The organism is Collimonas sp. PA-H2 (assembly GCF_002564105.1).
GTDB lineage: Bacteria > Pseudomonadota > Gammaproteobacteria > Burkholderiales > Burkholderiaceae_D > Collimonas.
The window spans coordinates 3,061,611-3,080,197 of sequence record NZ_PDBX01000001.1; the positions used below are offsets into that span (position 1 = coordinate 3,061,611).

Annotated in this window: 21 protein-coding genes; 10 read left to right on the plus strand and 11 right to left on the minus strand. The window is 62.0% G+C overall.

Annotated elements, in window-relative coordinates:
- Positions 1-11: 11 nt before the first annotated feature.
- From BCF11_RS14010 to ftsY, 9 genes are all read right to left on the minus strand, one after another.
- Positions 12-650 (minus strand): LysE family translocator, encoded by a 639-nt coding sequence (locus BCF11_RS14010; protein ID WP_098495272.1) that lies wholly within the window; start codon positions 648-650, stop codon positions 12-14.
- 190 nt (positions 651-840) lie between these two features.
- Positions 841-1,734 (minus strand): alpha/beta hydrolase, encoded by an 894-nt coding sequence (locus tag BCF11_RS14015; RefSeq protein ID WP_098495273.1) that lies wholly within the window; start codon positions 1,732-1,734, stop codon positions 841-843.
- Positions 1,734-2,078 (minus strand): DUF1840 domain-containing protein, encoded by a 345-nt coding sequence (locus tag BCF11_RS14020; RefSeq protein WP_098495274.1) that lies wholly within the window; start codon positions 2,076-2,078, stop codon positions 1,734-1,736. Before BCF11_RS14020 ends, BCF11_RS14015 begins: the two co-directional genes overlap by 1 nt.
- Positions 2,079-2,190: 112 nt before the next feature.
- Positions 2,191-2,739: a hypothetical protein gene (locus BCF11_RS14025; protein ID WP_233212482.1), complete on the minus strand. Its 549-nt coding sequence runs from the start codon at positions 2,737-2,739 to the stop codon at positions 2,191-2,193.
- Between the two features lie 66 nt (positions 2,740-2,805).
- Positions 2,806-3,765, minus strand: coding sequence for a DMT family transporter (locus BCF11_RS14030; protein ID WP_098495275.1), 960 nt, complete (start codon positions 3,763-3,765; stop codon positions 2,806-2,808).
- A gap of 92 nt (positions 3,766-3,857) precedes the next feature.
- Positions 3,858-4,694, minus strand: a complete 837-nt coding sequence (locus tag BCF11_RS14035) for an AraC family transcriptional regulator (RefSeq protein WP_098495276.1) — start codon at positions 4,692-4,694, stop codon at positions 3,858-3,860.
- A 9-nt stretch (positions 4,695-4,703) separates the two neighbouring features.
- Positions 4,704-5,630, minus strand: coding sequence for a permease-like cell division protein FtsX (gene ftsX / locus BCF11_RS14040; protein WP_098495277.1), 927 nt, complete (start codon positions 5,628-5,630; stop codon positions 4,704-4,706).
- A complete protein-coding gene (locus tag BCF11_RS14045; protein ID WP_098495278.1) occupies positions 5,627-6,319 on the minus strand; it encodes a cell division ATP-binding protein FtsE in 693 nt (230 codons plus the stop codon). The genes ftsX and BCF11_RS14045 overlap by 4 nt, the downstream gene beginning before the upstream one ends.
- 60 nt (positions 6,320-6,379) lie before the next feature.
- Positions 6,380-7,546 carry a signal recognition particle-docking protein FtsY gene (gene ftsY, locus BCF11_RS14050; protein WP_098495279.1) on the minus strand — a complete coding sequence of 389 codons (1,167 nt, stop codon included), beginning with the start codon at positions 7,544-7,546 and terminating at the stop codon, positions 6,380-6,382.
- Positions 7,547-7,761: 215 nt separating this feature from the next.
- Between ftsY and rsmD the strand changes: the two genes are divergently transcribed.
- From rsmD to BCF11_RS14085, 7 genes are all read left to right on the plus strand, one after another.
- A complete protein-coding gene (rsmD, locus tag BCF11_RS14055) occupies positions 7,762-8,409 on the plus strand; it encodes a 16S rRNA (guanine(966)-N(2))-methyltransferase RsmD (protein WP_098495280.1) in 648 nt (215 codons plus the stop codon).
- Between the two features lie 46 nt (positions 8,410-8,455).
- A complete protein-coding gene (gene coaD, locus BCF11_RS14060) occupies positions 8,456-8,944 on the plus strand; it encodes a pantetheine-phosphate adenylyltransferase (protein ID WP_038485166.1) in 489 nt (162 codons plus the stop codon).
- A 97-nt stretch (positions 8,945-9,041) separates the two neighbouring features.
- Positions 9,042-9,320 carry a YfhL family 4Fe-4S dicluster ferredoxin gene (locus tag BCF11_RS14065; RefSeq protein ID WP_098495281.1) on the plus strand — a complete coding sequence of 93 codons (279 nt, stop codon included), beginning with the start codon at positions 9,042-9,044 and terminating at the stop codon, positions 9,318-9,320.
- Between the two features lie 119 nt (positions 9,321-9,439).
- Positions 9,440-10,375: a 4-hydroxyproline epimerase gene (locus BCF11_RS14070; protein ID WP_098497502.1), complete on the plus strand. Its 936-nt coding sequence runs from the start codon at positions 9,440-9,442 to the stop codon at positions 10,373-10,375.
- Positions 10,372-11,493 (plus strand): FAD-binding oxidoreductase, encoded by a 1,122-nt coding sequence (locus BCF11_RS14075; protein WP_143751334.1) that lies wholly within the window; start codon positions 10,372-10,374, stop codon positions 11,491-11,493. The genes BCF11_RS14070 and BCF11_RS14075 overlap by 4 nt, the downstream gene beginning before the upstream one ends.
- Positions 11,486-11,761, plus strand: a complete 276-nt coding sequence (locus BCF11_RS14080; RefSeq protein ID WP_233212483.1) for a 2Fe-2S iron-sulfur cluster-binding protein — start codon at positions 11,486-11,488, stop codon at positions 11,759-11,761. Before BCF11_RS14075 ends, BCF11_RS14080 begins: the two co-directional genes overlap by 8 nt.
- On the plus strand, positions 11,758-13,047 hold the full coding sequence (locus BCF11_RS14085) for an FAD/NAD(P)-binding oxidoreductase (protein WP_098495282.1): 1,290 nt from the start codon (positions 11,758-11,760) through the stop codon (positions 13,045-13,047). The genes BCF11_RS14080 and BCF11_RS14085 overlap by 4 nt, the downstream gene beginning before the upstream one ends.
- Position 13,048: 1 nt before the next feature.
- On the opposite strand, the gene BCF11_RS14090 is transcribed toward BCF11_RS14085, so the two are convergent.
- On the minus strand, positions 13,049-13,813 hold the full coding sequence (locus BCF11_RS14090; RefSeq protein WP_098495283.1) for an AraC family transcriptional regulator: 765 nt from the start codon (positions 13,811-13,813) through the stop codon (positions 13,049-13,051).
- 91 nt (positions 13,814-13,904) lie between these two features.
- Positions 13,905-15,029 carry a branched-chain amino acid ABC transporter substrate-binding protein gene (locus BCF11_RS14095; protein WP_098495284.1) on the minus strand — a complete coding sequence of 375 codons (1,125 nt, stop codon included), beginning with the start codon at positions 15,027-15,029 and terminating at the stop codon, positions 13,905-13,907.
- A 261-nt stretch (positions 15,030-15,290) separates the two neighbouring features.
- On the opposite strand from BCF11_RS14095, the gene BCF11_RS14100 reads away from it, so the two are divergent.
- From BCF11_RS14100 to BCF11_RS14110, 3 genes are all read left to right on the plus strand, one after another.
- Complete coding sequence (locus tag BCF11_RS14100) at positions 15,291-16,211, plus strand: dihydrodipicolinate synthase family protein (protein ID WP_098495285.1); 921 nt, start codon at positions 15,291-15,293, stop codon at positions 16,209-16,211.
- A 101-nt stretch (positions 16,212-16,312) separates the two neighbouring features.
- The gene (locus BCF11_RS14105; RefSeq protein ID WP_098495286.1) at positions 16,313-16,987 is read left to right on the plus strand and encodes a GntR family transcriptional regulator; all 675 of its coding nucleotides are present in this window, start codon (positions 16,313-16,315) and stop codon (positions 16,985-16,987) included.
- Between the two features lie 22 nt (positions 16,988-17,009).
- Positions 17,010-18,584, plus strand: a complete 1,575-nt coding sequence (locus tag BCF11_RS14110) for an aldehyde dehydrogenase (NADP(+)) (protein WP_098495287.1) — start codon at positions 17,010-17,012, stop codon at positions 18,582-18,584.
- The last annotated feature ends 3 nt before the right edge of the window (positions 18,585-18,587 follow it).

Sequence of the window (18,587 nt, forward strand, 5' to 3'; positions counted from 1 at the left end):
GCTTGGTTGGCTTAGTTTCGGGTCAGCGCCAGTTTCATTCCCAGCGCGACAAAGGCGGCGCCGACGCTGCGCTCCAGCCAATGCTTGACGTGGGGATTGCTGCTGGCATGCCGGCTGAGTGTCCCGGCCAGCATGGCGGTGCCGCTGTTCCAGCATAGTGTCACCACGGAAAACACCGCGCCCAGCAATAAAAAGGCGGCGATCTTGTGCGGCGAATCGTGCTGCACGAATTGCGGGAAAAATGACAGGAAAAACAAGATCACCTTGGGATTGAGCACATTGGTGATCAAGGCTTGCACGAAAATCGTCTTGTGCGAGCGCAGGTCCGGCTGCAACTGGCTGGCGCTGGCAGCTTGCTTTTTGCTGAACAGCATCTTCAGGCCGAGATACACCAGATAAGCGCCGCCTGCCAGCTTGACCGCCATGAAAGCAGTGGCCGAAGCCGCCAGCAGCGCGGTCAGGCCGAAAGCCGACAAGGTGGCGTGGATGCAGCAGCCAGCCGTGATGCCCAGCGCCGAAAGCAAGCCAGCGCGGCGTCCTTGCGCCACGCTGCGGCCGACTATATAGGCGGTATCCGGGCCGGGAGTGGCGTTCAGTAACAGGACGGCCATCAGGAACAGGCCAAAATCGGTAATGCCGAACGAAATCATGGCGGCGCTAGACAGGATGGTAACAATGCGATTGTAGCGGGGATATGCTCGTGAACCTACGGTTAGGTCGCGATTGTGGCAGGAAAAATGCTGAAATTACCGGATGGCTTGACAGCAGCCGTGGCTTGCCTTACCGGAGGGAGCCGCCGGCAGCTCAATGCTATTGTAATAATTTTCTTGCTGGAAAATATTAACTTGCCAATGCTGCGCTGGCGACAGGCAGCGGCTGCAGCATGTGCTGCGCGTCCAGCCAGCGGCGCACATCGGCAAATACGCGCTCGGCGCCGATTTCGTTGAAAATCTCGTGATACATGCCTTCGTAGTCGCGCATGGTGCCGATCTCGGGGCGCAGGGCGGCGAAAAAACGGCGGCTGCCTGCCGGATCGATGATGCGGTCGTCGCCGCCGATCACCATCAGGGTCGGCAGCGCCAGCGTCGACGCCTGGCTAATAGCGAAGGCGCCGGCATGCAGCATGCTGTTCAGCAGGCGCGGGCTGATCTTGTTGTGCACCAGCGGATCGAGGCGATAGGCTCTGGCCACCGTGAGGTCGTGCGACAGATGGTTGACGTCCAGGCCGTTGGGCGCCGCCAGGCCGGGGGCAATCGCCGACATCAGCTTGAGCAGGCCATGCTGGAAGCCGCTCATGCGCAGCGCCAGCGCTGGCGAAGACAGGATCAGGCCGCGCAGGGAAGCCATCTGCGCCACCGCAAAGCGTGCCGCGAACAGGCCGCCCATGCTGTGGCCGAATAATATAGGGGTGGTGTTTTCCAACTCGGGATGGATCAGCCCTTGCTGCCGGCTGAATTCGTTCAGCACCAGCTTGGCGTCGCGCAACAGGGTGCTGTCGTCCGCGACATCGCCTTTGCGGCCGCCGGAACGGCCATGGCCGCGATGATCGTAGCTGCGCACCAGCAAGCCGCAGCGATTGAAAAAACGTATGACATGGGCGTAGCGTCCGGAATGCTCGCCCAGCCCGTGCATCAGCAGGATACTGCCGGCGACCGGCTCGCCGGGAGCCAGCGGCCAGTCGGTAACGAACAGCGAAGTGCCGTCGTCGGTCGTAAGCTGCTGCTCCAGCGGCATCAGACGCCCCAGATGATGTCGTTGTTGTGCTTGTGGGCTTCGCGCAGCATTTCCAGCAGCGGGTAGATCTTGTTGGCGAAGTTCACCGTCTGCACCGGCTCATGGCCGCTGTCGTCGCCCTGGTCGTTATGATGGGCTGCGATGTCATGCTGCACGCTGTCGGATGCAGGATGGGCACGGCTTTCCGAGGTTTCCGCTTCCAGCTTGGCAATCGCTGCCGCGCCTTCCGCAGCCGTGATCACGCCGATCTTTACATCTTTATGCAGCAGATCGAGGATGCGCTTGGCGTCGTGTTCGAACATGATGACGTCGGACGATGCCTTGGATTTGAACGTAACTAACATAAAACCTCAAAAAATGTTTTTGATAAAAAAGACATTGTACAGAATAGTTGTTTGTCCCGGTGGACGCCAGGTTTGTCACTGCCGGTTACAGAGCCGGCAAGTGGCTGCAATACTAATCATGTTTGAAAGAACTGATGAAAGTATCAACATTTTCCCGGGAAACCTGTTTTTCCGGACCCATCACGATGACCTGGTAGATTTCCTTGTCCTTGCTGACAAAGTGCCCGAACAGTATTTCTTCCTTGCCGGCGGGGGTCTTGCCGACTGCTTCGATGTCGATGCTGGACGACAGCCCTTGCGCGCTGCTGGCGGCCGCGGTCGATTTCTCCGAACGGACCGTGCCATTGATATTTTTCACCAGCGCGGTTTTCATTGCAATCAGGGCGGCCTGCGCCTTGGCGGCATCGGGTACGCTGGCGCTACCCACCGCGAACACCGTGTCGTCGACCTTGGAGGCAGTCATGGTCATGGTGAGTACGGTGCCGTCGAGGTCGACCGGGCGCGCAAAGGTCGAGGGTTTGGTCGGCAGCAATACGCTGTAAGGCGCATCCTTGCTGCGCACTTCGCGCCAGTTGAACTTGGGCGAACAGGCTGAAAGCAAGATCATTGCGCCGGCGGACAGCAGCAATGCGCGGACGACTGGATGAGAGGCAGTTTTCACGGGCGAGTTTTCACGAGCGAATTTTTCACGAGATCATGCAGCAAGCTGCAAAGAGGGAAACGGCCTCTATGGTATCTGATGCTGGAAAGTGCGCACACCAAAAACGATGCCTATGCACAACAAGACGATCCCCGCCATTACCTGCGCGCCAGGCACCGCGCCACGGAAAATGAAGGCGTACAGCAGGGCCGACAAGGTTTCGAAGACGATCAGCTGCGCCAGCAGCGCCGTCGGCAGGTGCTGGCTGGCCTTGTTCCAGAGCAAGGTGCCGATCCAGGAAGCGGACAGGCCGATAATCAGCATCAGGCCGACAAACTGCAGCGGCCGCGGGCCGAACGGGAAAGCGTATGCGCCGCCGCTCAGCTTCTGGTAAGCGCCGTAGGCGAACAGCCCGGTCAAGGCCAGCGGCAACACCGCCAGGCCTTGGGCGGTGGCCCAGGTGGACGGGCTGATGTGTGGATTGGCGCGCAGGTAGCGGGCATTGACGATCGGGTACCAGGTCCAGGCGGCGACGGCGCCGAGCGCAATCAGGCAGCCCAGCAGATAGTCGCTCATCGAGCGCGTGTTGCTGCTGCCGGCCTGCTGCATATGCGTCAGTTCGGCGGCGTTCACGCACAGGATGCCGATGAAGATGATCACCAGCGAAGGCGCCAGCCGGCGCCAGGCCACGCTTTCGGCCGCATGGCCCGGCGCCCAGTTGGAAAATACCGAAATCACCACTGGCAGGGTGCCGATCAGCATGGTCGGCAGCGGCGCGTCGGCCAGCTGGATCGCCGTCGCCAGGGCGGCGTAATACAGCAGGTTGCCGACCAGTGAAAGTTTCAGGGCGGCGCGCCAGTCAGCCTTGCTCAAGGCGGCGATGCGCTTGCGATGCAGCATGGCCGGCACCAGCGCAATCAGGCCGAATGCCACATAGCGGCCGAACGACAGCATCAGCCCCGGGTAGTCCGGCAGCAGCAGCGGTGCAATGAAGACCAGTCCCCACATCAGGCCGGCGCCGAGCGCGCATAAGAGCCCGGTCAGCATGGCGAACGGCGCAAGCGGGTGGTAACGGTAAAACGAGCTGAGGCCATAGGGAGATCAAGGGTGAGTAGCGACTGCACTCATCATGCCTAGATTCAAGCCAGCGGTCTTGTACCAATTTGCTGTTGATACTGCGCCGGCGTGACGCCGTAGGCACGCTTGAACCAGCGCGTCAGGTGACTCTGGTCGGTCAGGCCGACCGCGGCGGCGGCATGGCTGGGCGTGCTGCGCTGGGCCAGCAGGCTCTTGGCGCGGGCGGCGCGGCGCGCCTGCAGGTATTGGTGCGGGGTGGCGTGGAATTCGGCGGCGAAGGTGCGCACGAAGTGAAATACCGACATGCCGGCTTCCGCCGCCAGGGTATCGATGTGCAGGGTCTGGTCCAGATTGGCTTCGATGCAGTCAAGCACGCGCCGCATGGCCAGCATGCGCCGCGGATGGTGGGCCGTGATGGTGGCGGCGGGGCGCAGATTCTTGCCGTAGCGCTGGGTTACGGCATCGATCAGCTGGGTGAAATGGGAAACGAAGGCGATGTCGTCAGGCGCCTGCCACATGCGCCTGAAGAGCTGGCGGAAGCTGTCGGCCAGTGCCGGATCGTGTTCCGTGGCGCCGCTGAAGTAGGCTTCGCTGCCGGTCATTTCGTGCAAGACACGCGGCTCGATATACAGCATCTGGTAAGTCCAGCCGGCCGCGACTTCAGCGTGGCCGTCATGCAATTCGTCCGGGTTGAGCAGCACCAGTGTGCCGGCCGGGGCCAGGTGCTGCCCACCCTTGTAGCTGAAGCGCTCGACCCCGCTTTCGATCGCGCCCAGCGAATAGGCGTCGTGCACATGCGGAGCGAATTCGTGATCCACCAGCCGCGCCGAATACAATTCCACGCCCGGCAGATGCGGGCTGGTCTTGAAGGTGACGAATTCGGACGGATGATGGAACACGGTGGTTTCTCAGGCCAGCCGCGCCAGATGGCGCCGTACCGACAGTAGCGCGCCAACCAGGCCGAGGCTGGCGCTGATCGCCAGCAGCACTGCGCTGGCCAGCCAGTTCAGCGGCAGCAGGCGGAATTCGGAAGCATACAGCCGGGCAAATTCAGAGATCGCCTGGTTCAAGGGCTGCAGACCGAGCGCCACCGCGGCCAGCGCCAGGCCGCCGGCGCACAGGCCGAGCAGGGCGCCGGTGTAATAGAAGGGCCGGTGGATGAAGCTGTCGGTAGCGCCGACCAGCTTGGCCACGGCGATTTCCTCGCGCTGCGTCAGCACCTGCAGGCGCACGGTATTGAACACCACCGCCACCACCACTACCGCCAGCGTCGCCGCCAGGAACAGCAGCACCAGGCGCAGGATACCGAGCAAGGCGGCCAGCCGCTTGACCCATTCCGAATCGACCTGCACGGTATCGACGCCGGGCAGCGCCTTGAGGTCGGCCGCGATGACATCGATGCGGGCAGCGTCGGGGGCATCGTGGAAACCGGCCAGCTTCAGCACATACGCGTCCGGCAGAGGATTCTGGCCGAGAGTGGTCAGGGCATCGTCCATGCCGGTCTTGTTTTTCAGGCTGATCAAGGCGTCTTCGCGCGGAATGAACAGCACCTTGGCCGCGCTGTGGTGTTGCTGCAGGACAGCGGCTATGGGTTTGGCCAGCGCCGTGGTCTTGTCGCGCGCCGCATCCAGCGTCATGAAGATGCTGATTTCCGGCTCCACCGCCAGCTGTTCCGATACTGGCCGGATGTTTTCGATCAGGGTCAAGCCGCCGAACGGCAAGGCCAGCGCAATCGCCACCACCAGCACATTGAGGGCAAAGCCGCCGGGCGCCTTGAACATATGGATGAAGGCGTCGCTGATGGCGAACAGATGTTGTCGCAGCCAGCTCTTCATGCCGCACCTCCGGTGTTGCGCACGGCGGAATTCTGCCAGTGATCGACAATCTGGCCCTGGTCCAGGAACACCACGCGGTTGGCGCTGTTGAGGAACTGCTCGTCATGGGTGGAAATCAGGCAGGTGACGCCGACCGCATGGAAGGATTTGAGCGCATCCAGCACCTTGTTGGCGTTGTCGCGGTCGAGATTGGCGGTCGGTTCGTCGGCCAGGATGATCTGCGGCCGGTTGACGATGGCGCGTGCGATCGATACCCGCTGCTGTTCGCCGCCCGAGAGGGCGAGCGGATCGGTGGCCGCTTTGTCCAGCAGGCCGACCCGGTCCAGCGCGGCTTGCGCGCGCTTCTCGGCTTCGGTCCGGGTGGCGCCGGTGACCAGCAAGGGCAGCATGACATTGGCCAGCACGCTGCGGTCCTGCAGCAGCTTCTGCTGTTGCAGGATCAGCCCGAGGTTGCGCCGCAGGTAGGGCAGGCCGGACGACTTCAGCTTGCCGACATTGGCGCCGCTGACCGTCAGGGCGCCGCTGCTGGGACGTTCGATTGCCGCAATCAGGTTGAGCAAGGTGGTTTTGCCGGCGCCGGACGGGCCGGCCAGGAAAATCAGATCGCCCTTGTTGACCGTCAGCGTGATATCGCGCAGCGCGAACACGTCGCGCGCATATTTCTTGGATACCTGGTTGAATTCAATCATTGCAAATGTTGGCTAGTAGCGATGGCAATACAGCTTGAATGGAAACCCGGAACAACGTTTTTAACTAAGCAATGCATCCACAAAATCAGCGGCGTTAAACGGTTGCAAGTCTTCTATCTGTTCGCCGACGCCGATGAAGTACACCGGGATGGCGCGGGTGGTGGCGATGGCCGCCAGCACGCCGCCCTTGGCGGTGCCGTCCAGCTTGGTGATCACCAGCCCGGTCAGACCCAGCGCATCGTCGAAGGCCTTGACTTGCGCCAGTGCGTTCTGGCCGGTGTTGCCGTCGATGACCAGCAGGATTTCATGCGGCGCGGTGGCCATGCCTTTGCCGATGACGCGTTTGATTTTTTTCAGTTCGTCCATCAGGTGCAACTGGGTCGGCAGGCGGCCGGCAGTATCCACCATGACGACATTGGTGCCGCGCGCCTGCGCCGAATGCACGGCGTCGAAAGCCACCGCCGCCGGATCGCCGGATTCCTGGGCGATCACGGTGACGTTATTGCGCTCGCCCCAGATCGTCAATTGTTCGCGCGCGGCGGCGCGGAAAGTATCGCCAGCCGCCAGCAACACCGATTGCTTGTGGGCTTGCAGGTGCTTGGCGAGCTTGCCGATGGTGGTGGTCTTGCCGGCGCCGTTGACGCCGGCGATCATCATCACCAGCGGCTGATGCTGGTCCAGCACCAGCGGTTTTTGCAAGGGCGACAGCAAATCGATCAGCAAGCTGCGCAACGCCTCCTTGACCTGGGCCGCTTCCGTCAGTTTTTCTTCCTTGACCTTCTTTTTCAGGGCGTTGAGCAGGAAATGGGTGGCGTCGACGCCAGCATCCGACACCAGCAGGGCCGATTCCAGTTCCTCGTACAAGTCGTCGTCGATCTTGGCGCCGACGAACAGGGTGCTCAGGTTGGAGGAGGTCTTGGACAGCCCGCTTTTCAGGCGCGACAGCCAGGAGCGTTTTTGCTCCGCTGCCACCGGCGCTGAGACAATTTCGCTTTCTGCTTCGGCGATTGCGACGACTGGCGGCGGCGCGTTTGGCGCAACAGATGGAACAATAACCGGAGCAACGGCCGGTGTAACAACTGTCGGCGTTGTCACCGGCGCAACATCGTCCACCGCAGCTGGCGTCACGCCGGCTGGAGCGATTTCTACTGCTTCTAGCTGCGGTAATTCTGCTGCCGGCAAAGGCGCAACTTCGGGTTTTGGTTTTTTCTTGAAGAAACTAAACATCTGAGGCCTGGTCTGTCGGGCGGTGAAAAAGGGTGCGGCGGCGGGCTGTCGGAGCCTGCCGCACAAGAGGTACAATCACCGGCATTCTATCAGAGCACCGGCTATCGATTTACGGATAGTCTTGCCCGCCGGCCTCTAATTTGACTGCCGTAGGCGCCAAAATCGAGGCCGAAGCGACGAAATCCGGGCAATTTTCCCCATCTTTATTAAACTTAATGAAAAAACCAAGCAGCAAAAAACCACCGAAAACGCCGGTACACGCCATCAAGCCGCCTTTGGCGCGCCAGGTCAGGATCATAGGCGGCGCCTGGAAGCGTACGCCGCTGGCGGTGCTGGAATGCGAAGGCTTGCGGCCGACGCCGGACCGGGTGCGCGAGACCCTGTTCAACTGGCTGAATCATTTGTTGGACGGCAACTGGACTACGGTGCGCTGCCTGGACCTGTTCGCCGGCACCGGCGCCCTCGGTTTCGAGGCCGCCAGCCGCGGCGTGCTGGAAGTGACCATGATCGAGCACAACACCCCGGCAGCGCGCCAGCTGGAGGCGACCAAGGCCAAGCTGGACGCCGGCCAGGTGCGAATCCTGCGCAGCGATGCGGCCACCTGGCTAGGTAAGGCTAGCACCGAGGCCGGGCGCTACGACCTGATTTTCCTGGATCCGCCCTACCAGCAGGGCTGGCTGGAAAAGGTGCTGCCGCTGTGCCAGAGTTTGCTGGCCGAACATGGTTTGCTATACCTGGAAGCGGAGTTTGCGCTGGCGGAGGATGCCTTGCCGGACTGGCTAAGCGGCTGGCAGCTGCTGCGGGCCGATAAGGCTGGTATAGTGTTCTATCACTTGCTAAAAAGGCAAGTCACTTCGGCCTGAGGCAAATTCAGGCATAATGCGCGATCTGATTGGGAGGGGGAACAAGATGGTCACAGCAGTTTATCCGGGAACGTTCGATCCGCTCACGCGTGGTCATGAAGATTTGGTACGGCGCGCGTCCGGGCTGTTCGACAAGCTGGTGGTCGGCGTCGCCGACAGCAAGAACAAAAAGCCGTTTTTCTCTCTGGAAGAGCGTTTGTCGATTGCCAACGAAGTGCTTGGCCACTATCCCAATGTGCAGGTGGAAAGCTTTTCCGGCCTGCTCAAGGATTTCGTCCGTCAGCACGACGCCAATGTGATCGTGCGCGGCTTGCGCGCGGTTTCCGACTTCGAGTTCGAGTTCCAGATGGCCGGCATGAACCGCTACCTGCTGCCGGACGTCGAAACCCTGTTCCTGACGCCGTCCGATCAGTACCAGTTCATTTCCGGCACCATCGTGCGCGAAATCGCCACTCTTGGCGGCGATGTCTCCAAGTTTGTCTTTCCTTCCGTTGAAAAATGGCTAAAGGAAAAGCTCGACGCCCAGCAACCCTGAGCGACCCAGGCTTAAAGAGAATAAAATGGCCAAAGCAGGACGGGATTGCCCGTTTTGCTTCCGGTCCCGCCGTATTTTGATTTAAAAGAGTAGTGCAATGGCTTTATTGATCACCGATGACTGTATCAATTGCGACGTTTGTGAGCCCGAGTGCCCGAACGGTGCGATCTATATGGGGCCGCTGATTTACGAAATCGACCCGCACAAGTGCACCGAGTGCGTCGGCCATTTCAATGAGCCGCAATGCCAGCAGGTTTGTCCGGTCAGCTGCATCCCGCTGGACCCGGCCTGGCACGAATCCAAAGAACAGCTGCAAGCCAAGTACGAGCGTTTGCAGGCTGAGCTGGCCACTCCGGTCGCCGCCAAACAACCTTAATCCGTCATTAAACCTGCTGCCGCGCGCAGCAAGCACCAAATCGGCACTATGCCGATTTCGTCATCTATTCCAAGGCGTAGCAGCAAGACAGCGCCGCCCGCGCCGACTACGCTGTCGGTATGGAAAAAATCTCGATTCTCGATTCCCACACCGGCGGTGAACCCACCCGCCTGGTGCTGGCTGGCGGCCCCGATCTTGGCAACGGGCCTTTGTCCGAACGGCTGCAGCTGCTGGGCGCGCAGCACGACCGCCTGCGTATCGCCACCGTGTGCGAGCCGCGCGGTTCCGATGTGCTGGTCGGCGCGCTGCTGTGCCAGCCGCAAGACCCGGCCTGCGCCGCCGGCGTCATCTTTTTCAATAATGTCGGCTATCTCGGCATGTGCGGGCACGGCACCATCGGGCTGGTGGCATCGCTGGCCTACCTGGGCCGTATAGGCCCAGGCCGTTATCGGATCGAAACGCCGGTCGGCGTGGTCGAGACCGAGCTGCATGCCGACGCCAGCGTGACCGTACACAATATCCCCGCCTATCGCTTGCGCAAGGACGTCGCTTTGCAGGTTCCCGGTTATGGCCGCGTGGTAGGCGATATCGCCTGGGGCGGCAACTGGTTTTTCCTGGTCGGTGAGCACGGGCTGGATGTGCAGCAAGAGAACATCGCCGCCCTCAGCACTTTTGCCCAGGCAGTGCGTGCAGCTCTCGAACTGGCCGGCATCACCGGCGCCGCCGGCGCCCAGATCGATCACATCGAGTTGTTCGGCCCGGCGCGGCAGACCGGCAACCACAGCCGCAATTTCGTGCTGTGTCCCGGCAACGCCTACGACCGTTCGCCCTGCGGCACCGGCACCAGCGCCAAGCTGGCTTGCCTGGCGGCCGACGGCAAGCTGGCCGAGGGCGTTGTCTGGCGCCAGGAAAGCATCATAGGCAGCGTCTTCGAAGCTTCCTACCGGCGCCACGGCGAACAGATCCTGCCCGCTATCCGCGGCACCGCCTATGTCAATGCCGAGAGCAGCTTTATCTTGCAGCCGGACGATCCCTTCGCCTGGGGCATCATTTGAGCATCGATATCTTGATCGTCGGCGCCGGCATCATCGGCGCCGCCTGCGCCGACGCGCTGGCGGCTGAGGGCTTGGCGGTGATGGTGGTGGAACGTGAAGCGACCGGCAGCGGCGCCACCGCAGCCGGCATGGGGCACCTGGTAGTCATGGACGACAATCCGGCAGAACTGGCGCTGACTTCGTACTCGCTCGCTTTGTGGCGGCAGCTCGCCGGCGCCGATCCCGCGGCGCATGAATACAGCGGCTGCGGCACGATATGGATCGCCGCCGACGATGAAGAAATGGCGGCGGCGGGCGACAAGCAAGCCACCTTGCAGGCGCACGGCATTGCCTGCGAGATGCTGGATGCGGCCGCCCTGTATGCGCATGAGCCGCAGCTGCGGCCTGGATTGAGCGGCGGCTTGCGCGTCGGCGGCGATGCGATCGTCTATCCGCCGAAAAGCGCCGCATTGCTGTTGGCGCGAGCGCAGGGCCGCGGCGCGCAAGTACGCGCAGGACAGGTGCAGGCGATTACCAGCCACGGCGTGCTGCTGGCCGACGGCAGCGAGCTGCATGCTGACAGAGTGCTGGTGGCGAACGGCAGTGCATCGGTGCAGCTGTTGCCGGAACTGCCGATCCGGCCGAAGAAAGGCCATATCGTCATCACCGACCGCTATCCGGGCCTGATCCGCCATCAGCTGGTCGAACTCGGCTATATCAAAAGCGCGCACGCAGCCAGTGGCGATTCGGTCGCCTTCAATCTGCAGCCGCGTCCGACCGGACAATTGCTGATCGGCTCCTCTCGTCAATTCGATGGCGCCGATAAGGCGATCGAGCCGAAGATCCTGGCGCGCATGCTGGCCCACGCAACCAGCTTTGTTCCAGCGCTAGCCGACTTGCATGCCTTGCGTTGCTGGACCGGATTGCGCGCCGCCAGCAGCGACGGCTTGCCGCTGATCGGACCGCATCCGTCGCGGCCGGATGTCTGGCTAGCCACCGGCCATGAAGGACTGGGGATTACCACCTCGCTGGCCAGCGCCCAACTGCTGGCTGCGCAGATTGTCGGCAAACAGGCGCAGATTCCGCTGGCGCCTTATCTGCCGGCGCGTTTTGGGCAACTTGGAATGTCAAATGGCTGAATTAATGGCTGAAAATCGCATCGAAGTAAACATCAACGGCAGCAGCGTGACGGTGGCGGCCGGTTGCAGCGTAGCGGCGGCGCTGGCTGTGGCCGCTGCGCCAGGCATCACGCGGCGTTCGGTCAGCGGCATGCCGCGGGCGCCGCTGTGCGGCATGGGCATCTGCCAGGAATGCCGGGTCAGCATAGACGGGCGCGCGCATCGTTTGGCTTGCCAGACTGAGTGCGTCGCCGGCATGCGGATAGAAACTGCGCAGGCTGCCGCATGACGCACGCGAAGTTGGACATCGTGATCGTCGGCGCCGGGCCGGCCGGACTGGCTGCCGCCAGGAGTGCAGCGCAAAGCGGCGCCGCCGTGGCGCTGGTCGACGACAACCCGCGTGCCGGCGGTCAGATCTGGCGCGGCGGCCCGCAGCACAGCGCGCAGCCGCAAGCTAAAGAATTATGGGATCAATTGCAGCAGATGGCGAATGTGCAGTGGTACATGCAGAGCCGCGTGCTTGCTCAGGCAGGAGCGATGCAATTGCTGCTGGAAAGCCCGCAGCAGACTTTCAAGCTAGGTTACCGCAAGCTGATACTGGCAACCGGTGCGCGTGAACGGTTGCTGCCGTTTACCGGCTGGACGTTGCCTGGCGTGACCGGCGCCGGCGGCTTGCAGGCATTGGTCAAAGGCGCTTATCCGGTGCTTGGCAAACGCATCGTGGTGGCCGGATCCGGACCCTTGCTGCTGGCGGTGGCGGCGACTCTGCAGCAGCACGGTGCACAGGTGCTGCACATACTGGAACAAAGCAGCTGGCGCAAGCTGGCCGGGTTTGCGTTGCAACTCACGCGCACGCCCGCCAAATTACGCCAGGCCTGGCAATTGCGCAGCCAGCTGACCGGCGTGCCGTATCACGCTGACAGCTATGTGTTGCAAGCGCAGGGCGAGGGACAGTTGCGCGCGGTGCAGATGATGGTGGCCGGGAAGATCCTGAGCGTGGAGTGCGACTATCTGGCTTGCGGCTACGGCCTGTTGCCCAATACCGAGCTGGCGCAGGCGCTCGGCTGCAGCATCGCGGACGGCGCGGTACGGGTAGATGCGCAGCAACGCACCAGCATGCAAGACGTGTACTGCGCCGGCGAGGGCAGTGGCGTCGGCGGCGTCGATCTGGCGCTGGCCGAGGGGCATATCGCCGGCCTCCATGCCGCCGGTTCAGGCGCCGCCGAACGCGGCTGGCTGGCGCAGCGGCGCATTCAACAAGCTTTCTCCAGGCGCCTGGAGAGCGCATTTTCCTTGCGCCCTGAATTGCGCCGTCTGTGCGCGCCGGAAACCCTGGTGTGCCGTTGCGAAGATGTGGCTTATGGCGCTTTGCAAGAGCACGCCAGCTGGCGCAGTGCGAAACTGCATACGCGCTGCGGCATGGGGCCATGCCAGGGCCGGGTCTGCGGCGGCGCCACCGACTTCCTGTTTGGCTGGCAGCCGGATTCGGTGCGCTTGCCGATATCACCGGCGCGCGTTTCCAGCCTGATCGCTTTAGCGAACGCTGCCGCTGCAGAAAATCCCTGCTCGGAATAGCTTATCCCGCGTGCAGCAACTGCCGGTAGGCGCGCGGCGTAACTCCGACCGTGGCCTTGAACTGGCGCGTGAATGCGCTGTGGTCGTGATAGCCGCAGGCGGCGGCGATCTCGGTGATGCTGTGCTGTCCGGCCAGCATCGCCGACGCCGCATCCAGGCGGGTCTTGATAATCATCTGCCGTGGATTCAGGGAAAAAATCCTTTGGAAATAGCGCTCCAGCTGCGCCACCGACAGCGCGGCGAGCCTGGCCAGTTCGGCGATCTGCAGGGGCTGGTCGTAGTGGTCATGGATGAAATGCGCAGCCGCGGCGACGCGCTTATACACCGGATGATTCTTGTCCGGCATCGCCAGGTCGCGTGAAATGCCGGCCATGCCGGCGATGCCGCCAGCGCGGTCGCGCAGCACGATCTTATGCGTGACGCACCAGCCCGGCGCGCGGTTCGGATAGAGATGCAGTTCCAGCTGGTCGTGGATGTCGATGCCGGTGCTGAGCACGCGCTGGTCTTGTGCTTTGTAGCTGGCCGCAAATTCCGACGGAAAGATATCGCTCGCCGTGCGCCCCAGCAAAGCCGCTTTGTCGGCCAGGCCGCAGCGCGCCACCAGTGTGTGATTGACCACCAGGTATTCGGCTTGCATCCCCTTCACGAAAAACACGACATCCGGCAAGGTGTCGAACAGCGCTTCGGCGAAAAATACATTGCCCAGCGCTGCCGCCAGCAGGCTGCGGTCGGCGCTTGTTTCGGACAGGGCGGCGGAGTGGCTCATGCTAGCGGCGCGGCAGTGGAAGTTGTTGGCATCATACTCTTGCTCTTGGGGCCGGCGCCGGTGTTCCAGCGCCGGCCGCTGTGTAAAACTATCAATGCGCGGGAACCGCGACCGGTTCGCCGCCCTTGAACTGATAGATGGTGACCGGCGCATTCTTCAAGTCGTGGCTGGCGTCGAACTCATACTCGCCGACCACCCCTGAATACTTCATGGCCGCCAGCACCGGGCCGAATCTGGCAGGCTCGGTGGAGCCGGCTTTTTTCATGGCTTCGGCAATCATCAGCATGCCGTCGTAGAAATAGGGCGCATAAGTCAGCGGCGCCTTGCCGTAGGTTTTCTGGAAGTCGCTCAGGAAGACCTTCTCGCCTGCCTTGTCGCCCAGTACGGTGCCGCCTTGCACGCAATAGACCTTGTCGTTGACGGCATCGCCGCCGAGCTTGCCGGTTTCCGCATTGCAGATGGCGTCGCCGCCCATCAGCACCACATCGAGGCCGAGCTGCTTCATCTGGCGCTTCATGGCGGCAGCCTGGGCGAAGTAGCCGCCGTAGAAGATGGCGTCGACCTGCTTGCCTTTGATTGAGGTCAGGATGGCGCTGAATTCGCTCGCCTTGTCGTTGGTGAATTCACGGCTGACGATCTCGATCTGACTGGCCTTGGCCGCCTTCAGGAAGGCATCGGCGACACCCTGGCCGTAAGCGGTGCGGTCATCGATGACCGCCACTTTTTTCAATTTCAGCTGCCTGGCCGCATAGACCGCCATGTTGCCACCCAGCTGGCTGTCGTTGGGATCGAGCCGGAACACATGCTCGTAGCCTTGTTGCGTGATGCGCGGATTGGTGCCGACGGTCGCCATCACCACGCCGGCGTCGTTATACACCTTGGAGGCCGGGATCGCCACGCCCGAGTTGTAGGGACCGAGCACCGCCTTGACCTTGCTGTCCACCAGTTTCTGCGCCACCGCAACGCCGGCTTTCGGATCACCCTGGTCGTCCTCTGTCAGCAGCTGGAAACTCAGCACTTTGCCGGCGACCGTGAACTTGTTCTTGTTGAGTTGTTCGATCGCCATTTTGGCGCCGCTTTCATTATCTTTGCCTGCCGGCGCCTGCGGTCCGGTCAGCGGACTCGTCAGACCGATTTTTACGACTTCCTGCGCCGTAGACGCGGCGCTCAATACAACACTGCAGGCCAGGCAAATTGCTTTGACGGTAAAGCTCATTTTCTTCGCTCCTGAATAGTTTTCTTGGATTTGTACTGATCTGTGCAAGATCCATGCAGAGTTCTGCACAGTATTGGCGGCCCTGGCGGATGCTGCCGGCGCCGGCTTTTGCGAGTCGTGTTTTTACTCCCTTTTTCGTGTGCGGGTGCTTCATTTAAATATATTGCAAATATATTTGCAAGATATTAGTATCGCTTTCATCGATCTTTTCCAACACTGGCCGCCGCACCAGCCAGTTTCTTTTTCATCAAGGAGCCGCACATGTCGTCAGCAAAATGGGAAGGCGTATTCCCCGCCGTCACCACCAAATTCAAGGAAAATGAAGACCTCGATCACGCCGAGATGGAAAAGCATTACGCTTTCCAGATCGACAGCGGCGTACATGGCCTGGTCACCTGCGGATCGCTGGGAGAAGCCAGCACGCTGTCGCTGGATGAGAAGCTGGAAGTCACGAAAATCGCCTTGTCGGTGGCCGCCGGCCGCGTGCCGGTGCTGGCCAATGTCTCCGAGCTGCGCACCCGGGATGCGGTGCATTTCGCCGAGCAAGCCGCCAAGCTGGGCGTGCAAGGCCTGATGGTGATGCCGTCGGTGCTGTACGTGGCCGACGCCCGCGAAGCCAAGGACAACCTGCGCACCATCGCCAACGCCGCGCAGCTGCCGGTGATGGTGTACAACAATCCGGTGGCCTACCGGGTCGACCTGACGCCGCAGGATTTCGTCGAACTGGCGGATTGCAAATGGCTGGTGGCGATCAAGGAATCGACTGACAACATCCGCCGCATCACTGACTTGCGCAATGCGCTGGGCGACCGCTATCAATTGTTCATGGGCGTGGACGACCTGGCGTTCGAAGCGCTGGCCATCGGCGCCGATGGCTTGCTGGCCGGCGTGGTGGTGGCCTTCCCGAAAGAAACCGTGGCGCTGTACACGCTGATGAAAGCCAAGCGCTATGAAGAAGCGCTCAAGCTGTATCAATGGATGACGCCGCTGCTGCATCTGGACGTGTCGACCAAGCTGGTGCAAAACCTCAAGCTGATCGAAGCCATGGCTGGCGTCGGCAATGAAAACGTGCGCCGCCCGCGTCAGCCGCTGGCGGGAGAAGAGCGCGCGCGCGTCGCCGCTGTCATCCAGCATGCCATCGATACCCGTCCCGATCTGAGCCAGTTCAAGCTTGACCGATGAGCCTGCAATCTGCTGCAGGCGGCGGCCGGACTGCTATCATTTGATCTTGCCCGTGCAGGGAAGCAGTACGGGGTAAGCAGAATAGGGATAGCTAAAACACCATGGTCAGCAGTAAAAAAAACGAACGCAGCCTGCCGCCGCCCAAATTACGGGCGGCGGACATCGCCTACGACACGCTGGAAAACCTGATCGTCACCTTGCAGATCGCTCCCGGCGCCCCCATCGTCGAAGCCGACCTGGTGGAAATGACGGGACATGGCCGCACGCCCTTGCGCGAAGCCTTGCTGCGCATGACTTCGAACGGCCTGATCGAGCAGATGCCGCGGCGCGGCCTGATCGTCAGCGACATCGAAGCGGCCGAGCATCTGACCCTGATCGAAACCAGGCGCGTGCTGGACCAGTTGATCGCGCAAAGCGCCGCGCGCAAGGCGACGCCGCAGCAGCGCAAGGATTTGCTGGCTTGCGCCAAGCGCATGGTGGCGGCGGCCAAGAAGGACGATCTGGGCGCATACATGCAAGCCGACCAGGAGCTCGATCACGTGGTGCACGCGGCTTGCCGCAATCCATCGGCAGTGGCGGCGGTGACGCCGCTGATCATCAAGTGCCGGCGCTTCTGGTATGCCTTCCAGCACGAGGGCGATATCGTGGAAGGCGCCAAATGCCATATGCAGATGGCCGCTTCGGTGGCTGACGGCGATCCGCAGGAAGCGGTCAAAGGCGCCAGCGCCCTGATCGACTACCTGGAACTGTTTGCGCGCAAAGTCATAGACAACTAAGAAATATCACGCAAGAGGAAATATGCCCATCAGCGGACAATCCATCATCGGCAGCAGCCGGAGCAATAGCCAGGGTGCTGTATTCCGAGCCTTCGATACAGTGCAGGGCAAACAGATAGGGCCCGATTTCCATAGCGCCGAGCCGCAGGATATCGAGCGCGCTTGCGCGCTGGCGCAAGCCGCTTTCGATGCCTATCGCGAAACCGGCCAGGAAGCGCGCGCCGGATTTCTGGAAACGATCGCCCAGCAGATCCTCGACATCGGCGATGAACTGATCCTGCGCGCCATGGCGGAAAGCGGCTTGCCGCGCGCCCGCCTGGAAGGCGAACGCGGCCGTACGGTGGGACAGTTGCGGTTGTTTGCCGCAGTGCAGCGCGAAGGCTCGTGGAACGATGCCCGCATCGATCCGGCCTTGCTGGAACGCTCGCCGCTGCCGCGCGTCGATCTGCGTTTGCGCAATATTGCCATCGGTCCGGTGGCGGTGTTCGGCGCCAGCAATTTCCCCTTGGCGTTTTCAGTGGCGGGCGGCGATGCCGCCGCCGCGCTGGCGGCTGGCTGTCCGGTGGTGGTCAAGGCGCATCCGGCGCATCCGGGTACCTCGGAACTGGTCGGGCGCGCCGTGCAGCAGGCGGTTGCCGCTTGCGGTTTGCCGGAGGGCGTGTTTTCGCTGTTGACTGGCAGCGGCAATGCTTTGGGAACCGCACTGGTACAGAATCGGCACATACAGGCAGTCGGTTTTACCGGCTCGCGCCAAGGCGGCTTGGCCCTGATGCAAGTGGCGGCGGCGCGGCCGCAGCCGATCCCGGTGTATGCCGAAATGAGCAGTATCAATCCGGTTTATCTGCTGCCGGCAGCGCTGGCGGCACGCGGCGAAGCCATCGCCAAAGGTTTCGCCGATTCGGTGACGCTGGGGGCGGGGCAGTTCTGCACCAATCCTGGACTGGTGTTGGGCCTGGCCGGCGCCGACTTTGAGCGCTTTGCGCAACTGGCTGGCGAGGAACTGGCGTGGCGTAGTGCGGCGGCCATGTTGACCACTGGAATTCACGAAACCTACGAGCGCGGCGTAGCGACACTGGCGGCGCAAGCCGATGTCCGGCAATTGGGGCAGGGTGCAGCTGCGGAAGGCTGCCAGGCAGCTCCGGCCTTGTTCGCGACCAGCGCGACGGCCTTCCTCTCCAATCCGGTGTTGAGTGCGGAAGTATTCGGGCCGGTCTCCTTGCTGGTGGCTTGTGCAGATGAAAACGAATTGCTGCAAGTGAGCGAGCATCTGGAAGGACAGTTGACCGCTACCCTGCAGATGGATGAAGACGACAAGGCTCTGGCGCGCCGTCTGTTGCCCGTGCTGGAGCGCAAAGTTGGCCGCATCCTGGCCAATGGTTTTCCCACCGGAGTTGAGGTGTCGCACGCGATGGTGCATGGCGGCCCGTTCCCGGCGACCTCGGACAGCCGCAGCACCTCGGTCGGCAGCGCCGCGATCTACCGCTTCCTGCGTCCGGTGTCCTACCAGAACCTGGCGCAAGACTTGTTGCCAGCCGCGCTGCAGGATGCCAATCCGCTGGGTATCTGGCAGCGGCGTGACGGTCAGCTGGAAAAATAAGGC